This is a genomic window from Endozoicomonas sp. NE40 (assembly GCF_040549045.1).
GTDB lineage: Bacteria > Pseudomonadota > Gammaproteobacteria > Pseudomonadales > Endozoicomonadaceae > Endozoicomonas_A > Endozoicomonas_A lisbonensis.
The window spans coordinates 4,046,578-4,062,002 of record NZ_JBEWTB010000002.1 but is presented as its reverse complement, the minus strand read 5'-3'; the positions used below and the strand labels follow the sequence as shown (position 1 = coordinate 4,062,002).

The following is a 15,425-nucleotide window of genomic DNA, read 5'->3' as shown; positions in this document are numbered from 1 at the left end:
TAGAGAGTTTAATGTAGCAAAAACATCAGGGTTAAAGGGTCAAAGTTCAGGGCAGTGACTTCTTACAGAAGCTGCCTCAGACCGGGCTTCTCCGGCTTATGTCCGCTTCAGCCTGTTGACCTTCATCGAGAGACTTGGCTGTTTCTTCAGGAATAGTGGCAAAATCCTGCAGGGCATCAGCAAAGGACTGCTTCTGGAGCTGTTCGGTCTGAATGACTGCTTCCTTCCCGTCTTCAAGATGGTTTTCCTTGGCAGCCTGAGTAGCCTCGCCCTGTTCCATCTGCGCCTGCAACCAGAGTCCGGCGAAAATCAGAGGGTTTTTTGCTCCCTCAAATGACAGGTTATCTCCTCCGTAGGTCGACGCCGCCGGGTTTATCTGTTCCTCTTCAGTCAGCTCTTGTGGTGACAGCTCTTGTGGTGACGGCTCCTCTGGTGACGGCTCCTCTGGTGAAGGTTCGGACAACTTATCGAGAGCACTTTGCAGGACAATAGCCAAACCTTCGTCAAAGGGGGGACGCTCAGGTTGTTGAGCATTAGCATTAGCAGCAGTAACAGCTTTAGTTTTATCAATCTCTTTCTTCGGCGGCTCAACCCTGACGGCTGGCACTTCATCCAGCGCTGCTGGCGTTTTATCCAAGGCCGCCTTAAGCTTATCGACGTCAATGCTCCCGAATACTTCCTTCAAGATTGCGGCCTCTTTGGGTGGCAGGAAAGAAAGTTGTGACTTATACAACTCACCTTCCAGCACATTGTCAGCCCTCTGTGTCTCCTGTCTACGGGTTGATTTATCAAGATCTCTGGAAAGGTCTTTTTGTACTTTCTGACGCGCTTCTTCACGACGGACTTCCAGACTGACCTCTTTTGCGGCTTCCTTAACTTCCTCAACTTTCTCTTCACCGGTATCCAGCGCTGCATGATCAAACCGTTGCTTCACCTGGCCTACCAGGCTGCCTACATTCACCAGTTCTTCCTGAACAACACTCAGAGCCCTCTGGAAAGAACCAATGCTGGCTTTGTCGACTGTATTCAAACTCTGCAGCTCTTTTACATCCTGCTGTAACCCTGAAATGCCCTCTTCAGCATTGGCAATTTTGTGTTCCAGCAATGATAGCTCCGTGTTGAGCCTGGTAATATCAGCACTGCGGTTGATACCTGATGCCTGCTCATCTTTAGCGTTGGAAAGCTGATGCTCTTTCAAACTTTTGGCAAGGAGCTTTTTAGCGAGACTGCTCGTGTAATCGCCCAGCTGATTATTTTTTTCCTGAATACTTTCCTGGCGCTCCTGTATACGAGCCTGAACAGTCAGTGTTTTTTTTGCTTTACTCGCCCTTGCTGATTGTGCCTGCTGATTACTACCAAATGCCTGGCTGATCGACTGCATGGAGGCGACGGCTACCAGTTCATCAACAAAACCCTTAATCATTAAAAACAGCGTATCGGTATCGCCCAGATAGACATCAGATGCGTCAATTTTCAGGTTATTACGAATATTACTCAGACGTGCGTCAATTTCAGCATCCATTGACTGACTGACAAATTCTTCAACGGTCACTTTAACAGCTTCAGGCTTAGGTAGATTCGCGGATACATTGGCTGGCGCAGGGGAGCCACTGGTACTGGAGACTGAATTCGTACCGCTATAGCCCTGAGAAACCTGGTTTGGTGAAGGAGCTCCACCCGTTTGACCATTTGCCGGAGCCTGACTGTTGCCACTGTTGCTCACTCCATTCCCTGAGTTCACTGGATTCATATGTCTAACTCCTTCCTGACTGATTCACCAGATAATGTTTTAGTTGTTTTGCCTGTTTCCTTTCTTCATCCCAGTCTTTACTGACCTTCAGCCTTTTGACGGCTTCCGCCAGGGCTTTTTTGGCCAGTTTGCGATTTTTGAGGCTTATGAAGCACTCGGTCATGCATAATGACGGCCTTGGGTCCTGTTTATCAAGCCGCTCTGCGTAGGACAGTGCCGGAATTGCATCGGCATAATGCTTCAACTGATAAAGGCAGTAACCAATGGCAAGAAAATAGCGGGCATTCCAGTGATCAAGCATTGCAAGGTATCGAAATACCCTGAGAGCCTCGGCATAATGCCCTATATCAAAATGCCCATAGCCCAGCGTATACATGGCTTCCATCTGTTCGGAATTTACCTGCCTGAGCTTTCCCAGGGTTCCCCCCTGCTTTAAATAAGAAAGCCATTCCTCTGGGCTGGCTTCAGATTCTGTTGGCTTATCACCAGAGACCGGCCTGTCCATGCCTTATCCCCACTCTTTACATTTTTCCGCCATTATTCAACTCATTATAAACATTCGTAATTTATAGAGGTTTAGCCATTAGTCCGATGCATAAAAATAAAAAGAAACAAAAAATAATTTTTTATTCTTTATCGTAATTTGCAAAAAAACAGATCACTGTTTTACTGAATTACTCAAATGACAGAATCACTAACACACGGGCGGCGATAACCTTAATCAAAAATAATGAAGCGCCCGCTCTATCTCAGGAGCACTTCTCAATGAAACTTGCCGTTTCATCTGCGACAAGTACCGTAGTTCTTTTGACTGCCTTGAGTTCATTATCTGCACCACCTTCACAGGCCGCAGATCATCTCTACGACCCTGACAATAACGACCATCATTTATCCCTGAAACTGCGTAATTATTATCAGGATCGTCAGCTTAGAGACTTCAGCAAATACTACTACGAAGAATTATCAGACCACTCGCTTCGCAAAGTTAAAACTCATAACAAACAGCTGGGCTGGGGTCAGGGACTGGAAATCAATTTCGAATCAGCCTGGCTGGGAAGCAATACCGCTGCAATTGGTGTCGATGCGTCGCTTTATGGCGGTTTAAAGCTGATTGGTAATAAAGACGAATATGGCACAACCATATTAAAAGAGGAGCCACTCGTTTTTAATGAACACAAAGGACTCTACACCTCCAAACAGGACAGCTATACCAAGCTAGGACAGATTTACCTTAAAGGCATGGCTGGCCAGGAGAGAATGAACATTAAAGGGAAAGCCGGCTGGATTCCTATCGAAAAACCTCTGCTAAATACCTACTACCGTTTGACACCAACACGTTTTCAGGGCGCAATGGCAGAGGCAGAGGTAGGGGATTTTGAGTTTTATGGCGCGTGGACCAACAGAGTTTCCATTTACAACCATGATAAAATGGAAAAATTCACCAGTTTAAAGCCAGGCAGGGAAGGGCGGGACAAAAAATTCGAAGCCATTGACCACATCTACACCATGGGTGGGTCGTATAACCATGAGTCAGGACTGGGATCTGATCTGGCCTACGCCGAAAGTGAGTCCTACCTGAAGCTTTATCACGCCAACTTAAATTATACCTTTCTGCTGGATGACCAGACCTCCCTCCTTCTGGAAGGACAGTATTACAAGGGTGAAGAAAACGGTAATAAATGGAAATCAGACGGTAAAACGTTTGGAGGTTTTGACAAAGACGCTAACCTTTATAACTTAAATGCCAGGCTGACCTTCGAGATGTTGTCATTTATGGCTTCTTACAGTCAGGTAGAAGCGAAAAAGAACGGCGCTCTCGGCGAGTTTGATTTTCATCTGGCCTACGACTCTGGTCGTGACTATGACGAAATAGGCTTTCGAACCAAACGTCAGATTTCCGCCTTTAATCACAATGGCGAATCCGTCTGGCAGGCGGGTGTCTCCTACGCTTTCGACAATCTGGGTTTGCCCGGCTTATCCATGGGCTACACCTACACAGCAGGTAAAGACATAGAAGCCACCAATAAACCTGATTACACCGACAAGTACAAAGAAAAAGAACACAACGTAAAGTTTGGCTATGCCTTCCAACAAAAAGCTCTGAAGGGCCTGAGTGTTACTGTGCTTTATGCACAGTATGAAGGTGACGAAGAGCTGAGTGAAATGAAAAATGAAAGCAAAAAAGACTTCCGCTATGAGGGTAAAACGGATTTGAGAGTATTTGTGGATTACACTCTCAGCGTCTTCTGACGCACTTCTCTGATAAGGCATGGACGCCTGACTTATCAGGTCAACCCCATCGTACAATTGGTTCCACCACTGAATTATTTAACATCTGTAATATTTTTACATTTACCGGTTGCAATTTGCATGATGGTTGTAGAAAATCTTGGATGACCCTATGGGGAGATTTGATGTACTTCATTCAAGAGCTGTATAAACAAATGAAGGAATCAGGGTCACAAATATAATAAACACAGCAAGGAACTAAACCATGAAACTCACACAACTGAGCGTTCTCAGTGCCGCTGTTATGCTGGCCTCTGCAGCCCAGGCTAACTCGTTTGTTGATGATTCCAGCCTGAATATTGAGTTGCGTAATCACTTCCACGAGCGTTCTAATGAGCAAAAGAACTCGTATGATGACTCAAGTTCACAGTGGGCTCAGGCAATTAGAGCTGATTACTCTTCCGGCTACTTTGAGAATATCGTTGGTATCGATATCAACGCCTACTATGCGCTTAAGTTAGGAGCATCAAATGTAGACGGTAATACAAATCCCGGGGTTCTTCCGGTTGATACAAAAGGCGACTCCAACAGCTTTGGTAAAACAGGTTATGCCATCAAGTTCAATCTGATGGATAGCGGTGTTGCCAAATACGGTCGCATGCAGCTCGACACACCTCTTATCAATGACTCCGACAGTCGCGCACTGCCAAGTATGACTGAAGCGTTTTATGCTGACTATAACTATCAAGGCCTGAGCGTATTCGGCGTCTGGGCAACAAAAGCAAATGCAAAAACAAGAGCAGGTTACGATAAATACCAAACCATTGATGACAAATTAAAAATCAATGATGAAGCTGTGATGTCTTTCGGCGGATCATATGACTTTGGTAATGGTCTGGATCTTCATTCTGCTTATGCTCAACAAAATGATTTTGCAAAAAAATACTTAACAGAAGTAAATTATGTGGCTGAAGTAAGCGGCGTTGGCCTGTCTGTAGGCGCTCAATACGGTCAAATGACTGCTGACGGCTTAATAAACGATCTTTTGAAGGCTGCAGAAGTTGACAAAAAAATGAGCGCATGGGGCATAAAAGTGGGGGCCGACATTGGACAAGCTTCGCTTGGATTGGCGTATACAAAAGTAAAGAAAAACAACATTTCTCTGATTGTTGATGGTGAAGAACTGTTGTCAGATTCATACGCCCATGGCTGGATGGGTGGTAGTGACGATACAGGCTATTTTGGCTATAACGCTGTCCAATACAGCGACTTTAACAAGAACGGCCAAAAAGCCATTGGACTGAGTGCAGGTTATGATTTTGTTGGCTTAGTCGATGGCCTGAGTGCCAGTGCAGCCTATGTCACTTCTGACTTTAAAACCACTGATGGCAAAACACTCGATGAAAAAGAGTACAACCTCAGCCTGAAGTACGCATTCCCTCAAGTTGAAGGTCTGACTGCACAACTGCGCTATGCCAAAAACACTGAAGAAAAGAACAATGCTAAAGATGTTGTCATCAAGGACACCCGCTTCATCGTGAAGTACAACATTGCAGTATTCTAAGTCCCTGCTGTCGTTATTGCTGAAACAGTAGTCGGTGCCTGCGGGCACCACCCAAAGAAGTAACAGTGAACCAAAAAAGAAGGGAGGCCAGATGCCTCCCTTTTGTTTTGCCTGACGTGACAGACTAAGATAGAGCGTATTCCTTCAGCTTTTTCAATGGACGAACTTTAACCTGCGTAGTAGCTGGTTTGGCTGGAACATCCATAAGCTCCCCCGGTCGGAAAGGATTAGGAACACCCTTGCGGGCTTTCTGAGCCGGTTTTTTCTTGGTAACAATTTTCAACAGACCGGGAAGGGTAAACTCTCCACACCCCCGTTTTTTAACATGACGCTCAACGAGGTCACTGAGTTCATCAAAAACGGCTCCGACTTCTTTTCTGGTCAGCCCCGTATTGTCAGCAATTTCAGCGATAATCTGGGTTTTGCTGTATCGATCCTTGATAGCTGCGGCTTTTTTACCTGCCATGCTGTTAGTCTCCTGATGGTTATCCCTGTACAAACACTGCGGCATTTCGCTGCAGTTTATTATCTGCCACTACACCAGGCTGATGCGTTTCCTGAGGAGAACCAAAAACACCTGCAAACTGCACTTCAGATCACTCCTCTTTTCTCTGAAAGCCCTAAATACCAGTGTTTTTAATGCTTTCAGGACATCTAAATCCACTATACCAACAGTATTTTTTATCTGCGAGCATTTTTTCAACAATTATTTATGACATAAAAGTCAGGTCTGCCAAGGGGTACAAAGCCATTGAGGTCAAAAACGTATCAGGTTACATTAACGAAAAAAGGTGTAATAATCAGTCTCTGAGCCTGAGCTTTTCGTGTAATTTCTTTTGTTCCTTATGCAGATAGAAAGGGTGCAAAAAATGAAAAGCTGCCTGGTTGCTTTTCAGGCTGATTAAAAAATAAGTCGTTGTTTAGCTGCATGGATTACCTGTTATCTGGAATCAGCCACTCGATCCTGATGTTTTCCAGAGAGGTTCAATCCAATATTTTCAGTTTTTAACTATAACAACCTGCAGGCGGATTCATGGTTTATGTCACCCGCCTGATATAAAAAGGGAACTGCCTTGAAACATCTCAAATTTATCCATGCCCTGGCCGGGCTTCTGGGACTGATTGTTCTGGTGATTGACGGCCGACTCATTGCTGCTGCCATCCACCAGACGCTGCCCGCTTCCACGCCGGTATTCCTGTTATTGATTGCGACTCTGGTTCACTTTTGTCTGGGAAGCTATCTGACCGTTTGTCGCTGCAAACTGAAAGTCGTCCAGCTGCTGTCAGCCCTGGTGCTGATTGCAGCATCCGCTCTGCCTGCCCTGGCGATTTTTGGACAAACACTGGTCACTATGCCTTTGATCGTCATGCTGATCTGTGTCGGGGTCGCACTGCATGTACTGATTAACCTGAAGTCTTTTAATCCGGTCAGTCCGATGGAATACCAGGATACTGACCGGGAAACCGGTACCGTAAAATGGTTTAATGTCACCAAAGGGTTTGGTTTTATTACCCGTGACCAGGGCGACGACGTGTTTGTTCACTATCGCGCTATTCGGGGAGAAGGCCATCGTGTACTCACTGAAGGCCAGCGAGTCGAATTTGTGGTGGTAGAGAAAGACAAGGGCTTGCAGGCTGAAGATGTGATTGCTGCCCCCAAAGGCCGTTAACCAATAGCTCCACTCTCACTAATAAAAAAACACCGGAGATTAATCCGGTGTTTTTTTATCATAACTGTAAAGAGCTATTAAAAATTAATAATGCGGAGGCGGCGCTTCGTCCGAATCACCTTCCACATCACCCGCAACCACTTCCTGCATCTGCTTCTTCAACTGCTCAACCTGCAGCTTCAGCTGATCAATTTCCTGTTGCTGGCGAGTCACTACATCATTCAGCTGAGCGACCGTATCTTCCTGAAAGCTCATCTGCGTCTGCAGTTCAATTAACTCATCTTTCATGACTAGCTCCCGGTTCAGGCGAACACTTAACCAAATCGGGCGAACAAAGGCTGAAACTTCTCACGCATCTCAGCCAGTTCATTGTCGGAATACGGTTGGGCTGGTGCCTTGCCCCATACAGGCTCAGGCCAGGCCGCATCATTCTGTTTGCGAACAACGTGGTGCATGTGCAGCTGTCGCACCTTGTTACCCAGTGCCGCAACATTCATCTTGTCCGCTTCGAACAGGTCGTTCATATAGCGGGACAGGATACCAGACTCAAGAGCCACCTGAATCTGCAATTCATCCACCAGTTGAAACAGTTCCTCAATTTCCGTGACACGAGGTACCAGAATACACCACGGATAGGTGGCGTCATTCATCAGCAGAACACGGCACAACGGCAGGTCACCCAGTACTACGCAGTCTTTTTCCAATTGAGGGTCCAACGGAAATTCTTCCATTACAGGCTCCGAAGTCAGTACAAACCGGCACACTATATCTGACATGTTGCAGACTGAAAACCGTATTCATGCAGGTAAAGATGAAAAAAACGTCGACAGACCGTAAAATACCGCTTTTTGAATGTCGACAGCTCTGCCAGTGACTGTAAAAGTCCGCTGGCAGGGGGCCTTCCGGACATCATAAGTTCAACAGGCTCCCACCGTCGTTAAAGAGGATATTCGCACACATGCGCACAAGTCAGTCCTTGATGGCTACCCTCAAGGAAACCCCGTCTGATGCCGTCGTTATCAGCCATCAGCTGATGCTGCGAGCAGGCATGATCCGCAAACTGGCATCCGGACTGTACACCTGGATGCCAATGGGCCTGAAAGTACTTCGCAAAGTCGAGCAGATCGTTCGTGAAGAGATGGATCGTTCCGGCGCCCAGGAAGTACTGATGCCAGCGGTTCAACCTGCGGAGCTGTGGCAGGAAACCGGTCGCTGGGAACAGTACGGCCAGGAACTGCTGCGTTTGAAGGATCGTCATCAGCGTGACTTCGTTATCGGTCCGACACACGAAGAAGTCATTACCGATATGGTTCGTGACGAAATCAGCAGCTACAAGCAGCTGCCTGCCAACCTGTATCAGATTCAGACCAAGTTCCGTGACGAAATCCGTCCACGCTTTGGCCTGATGCGTGGTCGTGAGTTCATTATGAAAGACGCTTACTCCTTCCATAAGGATCAGGAGTGCCTGAGCGCCGAATACCAGAACATGCACGACACCTATTTCCGCATTTTCGAGCGTCTGGGTCTTAACTTCCGCGCCGTAGAAGCGGACACCGGTTCCATCGGCGGTAACGCTTCCCACGAAATCCATGTACTGGCAGACTCCGGTGAAGATGCCATCGTTTTCTGCGAAGAAAGCAATTACGCCGCCAACGTTGAAAAGGCTGAAGCGGTAGCCCCTGCCCATGACCGCGCTGCCCCCACAGCAGACATGGAGCTGGTCGATACGCCAGATGCCAAAACCATTGCGAACCTGGTCGAACAGTTCAATCTGCCCGTTGAAAAAACCGTTAAAACGCTGATTGTTGCCGCCAGTGAAGAAACAGAGTCTGACTTTGTTGCCCTGCTGGTTCGTGGTGACCACGAGCTGAACGAAATCAAGGCAGAGCATCTGCCAGACGTTGCCGAGCCCCTGCGTTTTGCCACCGATGAAGAGATCAGGGACATCATGGGTGCAGGCCCCGGCTCTCTGGGTCCGGTTGGTATCAAAATTCCATGCATTGTTGACCGCAGCGTTGCCGTTATGTCCGATTTTGGCGCAGGTGCCAATATTGAAGGCAAACACCACTTCAACATTAACTGGGAACGTGACGCCCGGTTTGACCGTATTGAAGACCTGCGCAATGTGGTAGAAGGCGACCCAAGCCCATGTGGCAAAGGCAAGCTGATCATGAAGCGCGGCATCGAAGTAGGACATATTTTCCAGCTTGGCACCAAATACTCCGAAGCCATGGGCGCTAAGGTTCTGGATGAAAATGGCAAAGCTGTCACCATGCTGATGGGCTGCTACGGTCTGGGCGTCTCCCGTGTGGTGGCCGCCGCAATTGAGCAGAACCACGACGACCGTGGCATTATCTGGCCGGAAAGCATTGCACCTTTCCAGATTGCCATCGTAGGCCTGAAGATGGAGAAGTCTGAAGCCGTTCGGGAAGCCGCCGAAAACCTGTACAGGGAACTGACAGAAGCAGGTTACGACGTTCTGCTGGACGATCGCAAAGCCAGCCCGGGTGTTAAGTTTGCTGATATGGAACTGATTGGCATTCCACACCGGGTAGTACTGAGCGACCGTGGACTGTCCAATGATCAGGTAGAATATAAATACCGCAGTGCTGCAGACAGGGAAGACGTGGCTCTCAGTGACATCGCACAAATGCTTAAAGACAAACTGGGTTAAATTAACCCCTAATAGAAGTCTGCTCCTAGCTGCCCTGCTGCTTCCGGCCTTTGCCGGGGCGCAGCAGCGGCACGCCCTTCTGCTGCGAGAAACCTTAAACAAAAATAATTAAAAGAGGTTACTACAAAAGATGACAAAAAAAACAATTTGTATAACTGGACATAAAGGAAGCATCGGACAAGTTCTAACAACCGGGCTGAAGGAAGAGTATGAGTTAATATTGATAGATTTGCCTGACACTAATATTTTAGATTACGAAAGATTTAAAAATAAATTAAAAGACCAAAACATCGATGCCATTATTCACTTAGCCTGGAATTGCAAAGTAGAAAACTTTTCGAGTAAAAAAGCAGATCCAAACAATTTAATCATGGCAAACAATGTTTACGAGGTAGCGTTAAATTTAAATATCCCAAAAGTGATTATGGCAAGCTCAGTTCACACTCATGACGTATATAAAATCATTAATAAAGAATTGAACTTAGTCATTGATTTAAATACAAAACCTAATCCTGTCTCTCCATACGGTGAGAGTAAAATCCAATTAGAAAAAACAGGAAAAAAGATTTCAAAAAAAGGTCTTCAAGTGATTTGTATTAGATTTGGAGGCGTCTGTTCACAAGAAAATCCCTGGTCAGATACCCCATATTTAGGACTGTCTCATCCAGATTGTGTTGATTTATTAGACAAATGCATCAAGTCAAATATCAAAAACAATTTTTTAATTATTTATGGCATCTCAGATAATGACAAAGCATTTCACAACCTGAAAAACACAATAAACTGGATTCCAAAAATCAAAGCGACGGACTTTTACAACATCAGCAATTAACAGCAAGAATTTTAAATCTGTAGAAGTCTGAAGTCGTTCGCGTAACCGCCGAAAAACTCTTCAGGGTAACTCCAACATGAGAACTCAATGCACGAGCTAAAGACAAACCAGGTTAAGATAACCCTCAAAAGAAGTCTGCTCATCGTTGCCCTGCTGCTTCCGGCTTTTGCCGTGGCGCAACAGCGGCACGACCCTCTGCTTATCCAGTCGTTGCAGGATAACCTGCGCCACGCCGACAGTTTTACCGACCGCTTTGAAGCTGAAGTCTGGTTGCTGGTCATGTCCCAGCGCATGCAGCCCTTTATCAAAGACCCCGGACAACGAATCCAGCTGTTACAAAGTGTACACAGGGAAGCATCCCGCACCAACCTGCCAGCAGAACTGGTTCTGGCACTTATCCATACCGAATCCTCCTTTGACCGCTTTGCTGTTTCTTCCGCTGGCGCCCAGGGATTAATGCAGGTTATGCCTTTCTGGAAAAGTGTGATTGGTCGCCCGGATGACAACCTGACGGACATTGAAACCAACCTCCGCTATGGCAGTGCTATTTTAAGTCACTATCTGGAGCGGGAGTCCGGCAACCTTACCCGGGCTCTGGCACGGTACAATGGCAGCCCTGGCCAAACCTGGTACCCGGAAAGAGTGTACAAAAACTGGAACAGGCACTGGAAAAATGATTAAGGTATGGTCTAACCAGTCGTAAAGGTTTCAAACGCCTGCCAGGGTTCCTCGGATACGCTCACCGATTCAACCTGAGCCGCGGGCGGCCCTTCATGAAGCCAGCTTGCCAGTTCTGTCAGCGCGGACTCCTCGCCACACATCAGAACTTCTACCCGTCCATCCGCAAGATTTTTTGCCCAGCCAGAAATTCCCAGCTCCTGAGCCTTTCGCTGAGTTGAACCACGATACCAGACTCCCTGAACCCTGCCTTTAACCAGCGCACGTTTACAAACTTTAGCCACCCGCTGTCACCTTTGTCTGTTGTTTGCGAATTGCCTGCTCAATAGTATTTTGTGTCTGGGGACCATACAAGGTTTCAACCAGCTCGCCCCGGGGACTAACAATAAAGGTGGCGGGTAAGACCTGTGGAGTCTGAGTTTTCAGGCGTTCGAGCGGACTACTGGTCAACACGGGAAAACCAATAGCGAGTTTAGCGATTTTGTTATCCAGCTCAGTCCCCTGACTGTTGTCAAAGTCGTAACCCAGAACCCGGATAGCGTCTGACTGGTAAACGGCGTTCAGTTCCGGAATTTCTTCCCGACAGGGGTCACACCACTCTGCCCAGATATTCAGTGCCAGCCAGCGCCCCTGATCATCACTGAGACTTATCCCTTTACCGGAACTATCCGTAAATTCAGGCTGACTGCAGGAGGACAGCAGTGCCACCAGAACCACCAGCAGAGGCATATTCACCGGAGAAATCAATCTGAGCATTTGCAGTCTCCTGAGCATTAGACCGGTTTCCAGTGTAGCAGGAGAACCCTGCCAGCTGGAACACGGTTTTTTGGCTCAATTGAAACAGCTTCTACACAATGCTTACTTTAACGCGGGCAGCGGTATTACTGGCTTTTCTACAGGCATCTTCAGTATTCTCCCCCAGAGCCAGGGCGACCCCCATACGACGGGCGCCATTTATTTCCGGTTTACCAAACAGACGCAAGTCGGTTTCCGGCTCCGACAGTGCAACCTCTAAATTGTTGAACATAATCTGGGAGGAGTTACCAGACGGCTTAATGACTGCCGACGCAGCTGCTTTGGATTGATGTATATGACTTACAGGCAACCCGAGAATAGCACGGGCATGGAGTGCAAATTCGCTGAAATTCTGCGAAATCAGGGTCACCATTCCCGTATCGTGAGGACGTGGAGACACTTCGTTAAACAGGACTTCATCCCCTTTCACAAAGAGTTCAACACCAAACACACCATACCCGCCAAGCGCACCGGTAATCGCACCAGCTACCGACTCAGCTTGTTGTAATGCCAGATCCGACATTCTCTGCGGCTGCCAGGATTCCACATAGTCTCCTCCTTCCTGACGATGACCGATCGGCGCGCAGAAATAAGTCCCCTGCCGGGAGCGAACCGTCAGCAAGGTGATTTCATAATCAAAATCCACAAAGCCTTCAACAATGACCCGCGTCTTACCTGCACGACCGCCTTCCACGGCGTAGTCCCAGGCAGAGGTAATATCACCATCCGACTTCAGTACACTCTGACCTTTGCCGGAAGAACTCATTACCGGTTTAACCACACAGGGAAAACCAATTTCTTCAGCCGCATCACGCAGTTCCTGTTCCGATTCTGCAAAGGAAAATGGCGAAGTCGGCAGTCGCAGTTCTTCTGCTGCCAGCCTGCGAATCCCTTCCCGATCCATCGTAAGCTGGGTTGCACGCGCACAGGGTACGACGGTAGTCATGCCTTCACGTTCAACATCCACCAGAACATCGGTAGCAATGGCTTCTATTTCCGGCACAATATAGTCAGGGCGTTCCTCAGCGATCAGCGCCCTGAGCGCATCAGCATCCAGCATATTGATAACATGGCGACGATGAGCCACCTGCATGGCGGGCGCATTGTCATAGCGATCAACAGCAATCACTTCCACCCCAAGTCGCTGTAACTCGATCACAAGCTCTTTTCCGAGTTCGCCAGAACCCAGCAGCAACACCTTTGTTGCAGAAACAGAACCAGGGGTACCAATGGCTACCATAAAAAAGCTCTCCGTAAAGGGCGATAGTGAGAAAGGACGATCGTGATAACGAAATCGTGCTGTGATCATACCGGCGAATGGATGCACTTACATCAGTCAAATCTACTGATTGCATATTCATATTATTTGAGCCTTGATTGCAGAACCCAATGACCTGTCTTTATGGCTACCTCAAAAGAGAAACCGGCATATAGCCGGCTCCCTTTTCTCAACACACACTTTCGCACACACAACACACACAACATTTCAAAGATTCATCAGGCAGTGACGGTCTCTCCCTGTGTCTGTTCCATTTCCTGTGATTCCAGAGACCTGGCATAGACTTTCAGGAATGGCAGGTAAGCAACCGTAGAGAAAGCAACCAGCCCCAGACTCAGGATAAGGGCGCTGATACTGAAGTTAGTACCCAGGAAAGCAGCCAGAGGTCCGGGTGTTGTCCAGGGTACCAGGGCTACAACACGGCCAACCAGATCCAGAGAGGTTGCAACATAAGCCACCGTTACATTGATCAGCGGCACCAGAATGAAAGGAATACCAAGGATCGGGTTCATCACAATAGGCGCACCAAACAATACCGGCTCATTGATGTTGAACAGACCCGGAACAACAGACAGCCGGCCGATGGAACGCAGGTGAGCACTCTTGCTGATCGCCATGGCAATCGCCAGTCCCAGGGTCGCACCGGAACCACCGAGATAAACAAAGCTGTCAAGGAAGCCACCGGCAAAAATGGCTGGCAGAGCTTCGCCCGCTTCCAGGGCAGCCTGGTTGGCAGACAGATTGGTCAGCATAATTGCGCCAATCACACCCGTTACAATGTTGGCACCATGCAAGCCACAGAACCACAACACATGCACCAGCAAAACAATAAACAGCAGACCTGGCAGAGAATCAGCGGCACTGACCAGAGGCTTGAAGATGTCCATCATCAGCTGAGGCACCAGCATGCCACCTTCACCAACAGAAGCGACCAGCAGATTAAGAGGCTGAAGAATAAGGATCAGTGCAATTACCGGTGTCAATGATTCAAACGAACGGGCAATAGCAGGCGGAACCTGTTCAGGCAGACGTATAGTCATATTGCGGGTCTGCATGAAACGATACACTTCTATTGCCAGATAAGAGAACACGATCGCAGTAAACATGCCCTTACTATCGAGATAACTGGCATTAATGGCAGGCGGCCAGCCATCAACCGGCGCAGCGACCATAAGGAATGCAAACAGGGAGAGAAAACCACTGGTCACCTCTGGCAATCCATACTGTTTACCCAGGCTGGAACCAATACCAAAGGAAATAAACAGACACGACATACCCAGTGTCGCATAAAACGGCTGCAGCCAGTTGCCTTTGTGTTCAGCCATCAGGTTGGTGTACCACTCAGAGTACATGAAGTTGCTCGGGTCAGTCAGTGGCAGGTTCAGCAACAGCAGGATGATCGAACCGACGATAAAGAAAGGCATGGCATACACCATGCCATCCCGCAGGGCGATCAGATACTTGATATTAGCCAGCCGGGTAGCCACCGGCATCAGCGTTTGCTCCAGTTTATTCGCAAAATTTTCCATCGAGACCCCCAAGATACCACTTCCTATCAATCTGTTTTTTTCTGGAAACAAAGCTCTGTACAGACCTGTCGAGCTTCTTTCCGTTGGCTTATGGTTTTTTACCGACTCTGGTATTACGCACCAGTTTTTCTTATTACGGTTATTACGATAACAATCCTGAACAGGAAATGTAACCGGTTTCAGCAACCGGTTACATCAAACGGATACTTTGTTGACGAAAGTCAGTTTTTGGGGATTTTTGACAATAGTCTAAGCTTGTCAGTCTTTGAGAACGGCAAGATCCAGCAATGAAACGGCTGCTGGAGCTGGAAAAAAGTGGTTACAACGTGGTCCGGACAACTGGCAGGGTTGGGCTACCTGAGTAACGCAGTTCGCGGACTGTATTGCCGAAACCAGCATCGCCCCAACACGCACTATCGACAGGT

Annotated in this window: 15 protein-coding genes; 6 read left to right on the top strand and 9 right to left on the bottom strand. The window is 47.7% G+C overall.

All coding sequences use genetic code 11. The annotated features are described in order from the left end of the window. Nucleotides 1-76: 76 nt before the first annotated feature. Complete coding sequence (locus V5J35_RS19345; protein WP_354008721.1) at nucleotides 77-1,723, bottom strand: hypothetical protein; 1,647 nt, start codon at nucleotides 1,721-1,723, stop codon at nucleotides 77-79. Nucleotides 1,724-1,754: 31 nt separating this feature from the next. Further along, a complete protein-coding gene (locus tag V5J35_RS19340; protein ID WP_354008720.1) occupies nucleotides 1,755-2,255 on the bottom strand; it encodes a SycD/LcrH family type III secretion system chaperone in 501 nt (166 codons plus the stop codon). 260 nt (nucleotides 2,256-2,515) lie between these two features. Between V5J35_RS19340 and V5J35_RS19335 the strand changes: the two genes are divergently transcribed. After that, on the top strand, nucleotides 2,516-4,000 hold the full coding sequence (locus tag V5J35_RS19335; RefSeq protein WP_354008719.1) for an OprD family outer membrane porin: 1,485 nt from the start codon (nucleotides 2,516-2,518) through the stop codon (nucleotides 3,998-4,000). A 244-nt stretch (nucleotides 4,001-4,244) separates the two neighbouring features. After that, nucleotides 4,245-5,543, top strand: a complete 1,299-nt coding sequence (locus V5J35_RS19330) for an OprD family outer membrane porin (RefSeq protein WP_354008718.1) — start codon at nucleotides 4,245-4,247, stop codon at nucleotides 5,541-5,543. A gap of 124 nt (nucleotides 5,544-5,667) precedes the next feature. Here V5J35_RS19330 and V5J35_RS19325 read toward each other — a convergent pair whose 3' ends face one another. Then, nucleotides 5,668-6,009 (bottom strand): HU family DNA-binding protein, encoded by a 342-nt coding sequence (locus V5J35_RS19325; RefSeq protein ID WP_354008717.1) that lies wholly within the window; start codon nucleotides 6,007-6,009, stop codon nucleotides 5,668-5,670. Between the two features lie 607 nt (nucleotides 6,010-6,616). Between V5J35_RS19325 and V5J35_RS19320 the strand changes: the two genes are divergently transcribed. Beyond that, nucleotides 6,617-7,213, top strand: coding sequence for a cold-shock protein (locus V5J35_RS19320; protein ID WP_354008716.1), 597 nt, complete (start codon nucleotides 6,617-6,619; stop codon nucleotides 7,211-7,213). An 84-nt stretch (nucleotides 7,214-7,297) separates the two neighbouring features. On the opposite strand, the gene V5J35_RS19315 is transcribed toward V5J35_RS19320, so the two are convergent. Then, entirely contained in the window at nucleotides 7,298-7,501 is a 204-nt protein-coding gene (locus V5J35_RS19315; RefSeq protein ID WP_262568349.1) for a SlyX family protein, read from the bottom strand. A 26-nt stretch (nucleotides 7,502-7,527) separates the two neighbouring features. Then, a complete protein-coding gene (locus tag V5J35_RS19310; protein ID WP_354008715.1) occupies nucleotides 7,528-7,944 on the bottom strand; it encodes an HIT domain-containing protein in 417 nt (138 codons plus the stop codon). Nucleotides 7,945-8,171: 227 nt separating this feature from the next. On the opposite strand from V5J35_RS19310, the gene V5J35_RS19305 reads away from it, so the two are divergent. The 3 genes from V5J35_RS19305 (at nucleotide 8,172) to V5J35_RS19295 (ending at nucleotide 11,400) form a co-directional block, all read left to right on the top strand. Then, a complete protein-coding gene (locus tag V5J35_RS19305; RefSeq protein WP_354016477.1) occupies nucleotides 8,172-9,887 on the top strand; it encodes a proline--tRNA ligase in 1,716 nt (571 codons plus the stop codon). A gap of 130 nt (nucleotides 9,888-10,017) precedes the next feature. Further along, entirely contained in the window at nucleotides 10,018-10,719 is a 702-nt protein-coding gene (locus tag V5J35_RS19300) for an NAD-dependent epimerase/dehydratase family protein (RefSeq protein WP_354008714.1), read from the top strand. Between the two features lie 87 nt (nucleotides 10,720-10,806). Beyond that, the gene (locus tag V5J35_RS19295) at nucleotides 10,807-11,400 is read left to right on the top strand and encodes a lytic transglycosylase domain-containing protein (protein WP_354008713.1); all 594 of its coding nucleotides are present in this window, start codon (nucleotides 10,807-10,809) and stop codon (nucleotides 11,398-11,400) included. An 8-nt stretch (nucleotides 11,401-11,408) separates the two neighbouring features. Here V5J35_RS19295 and V5J35_RS19290 read toward each other — a convergent pair whose 3' ends face one another. From V5J35_RS19290 to V5J35_RS19275, 4 genes are all read right to left on the bottom strand, one after another. Continuing rightward, the gene (locus tag V5J35_RS19290; RefSeq protein WP_354008712.1) at nucleotides 11,409-11,681 is read right to left on the bottom strand and encodes an acylphosphatase; all 273 of its coding nucleotides are present in this window, start codon (nucleotides 11,679-11,681) and stop codon (nucleotides 11,409-11,411) included. Then, a complete protein-coding gene (locus tag V5J35_RS19285; protein WP_354008711.1) occupies nucleotides 11,674-12,153 on the bottom strand; it encodes a TlpA family protein disulfide reductase in 480 nt (159 codons plus the stop codon). Before V5J35_RS19285 ends, V5J35_RS19290 begins: the two co-directional genes overlap by 8 nt. A 91-nt stretch (nucleotides 12,154-12,244) precedes the next feature. Then, nucleotides 12,245-13,432 carry a formate-dependent phosphoribosylglycinamide formyltransferase gene (gene purT, locus V5J35_RS19280; RefSeq protein ID WP_354008710.1) on the bottom strand — a complete coding sequence of 396 codons (1,188 nt, stop codon included), beginning with the start codon at nucleotides 13,430-13,432 and terminating at the stop codon, nucleotides 12,245-12,247. Between the two features lie 257 nt (nucleotides 13,433-13,689). Further along, the gene (locus tag V5J35_RS19275) at nucleotides 13,690-15,000 is read right to left on the bottom strand and encodes a PTS sugar transporter subunit IIC (protein WP_354008709.1); all 1,311 of its coding nucleotides are present in this window, start codon (nucleotides 14,998-15,000) and stop codon (nucleotides 13,690-13,692) included. Nucleotides 15,001-15,425 lie beyond the last annotated feature (425 nt).